The 298-nt window shown below is 43.3% G+C and carries 1 protein-coding gene; it reads right to left on the bottom strand.

Annotation, left to right across the window (positions count from 1 at the left end):
• A partial coding sequence (locus NE473_RS31470) for a hypothetical protein (protein ID WP_256265671.1) occupies positions 1 to 298 on the bottom strand: 298 nt, incomplete at both ends.

Genomic DNA, 298 nt, shown 5'->3' with positions numbered 1-298 from the left:
CTTCATCAGATACGTGTAATGTACCACGCTCTACTCTACCTGTAGCAACAGTACCACGGCCTGTGATAGAGAATACGTCCTCTACTGGCATTAAGAATGGCTTGTCTGTTTCACACAGGAAATTACTCCTGTAATCCAGAATAAAGTAGGGGAGCGTACCCCCTGTCCAGGTGTCAGCCGTGTATACGGAGACGTTTTTACTGTATAAATCATCATAGCGGTCTAGTAATTTTTGAAACTTCAAATGCTGGATAAATTCTTTGATTGGGTAAAGGTCGGACGCTTCAATGCTTTTCCC

The sequence above is a fragment of the Hungatella sp. SL.1.14 genome (assembly GCF_024460495.1).
GTDB lineage: Bacteria > Bacillota > Clostridia > Lachnospirales > Lachnospiraceae > Hungatella > Hungatella hathewayi.
This window is presented reverse-complemented; position numbering and strand designations above follow the sequence as displayed.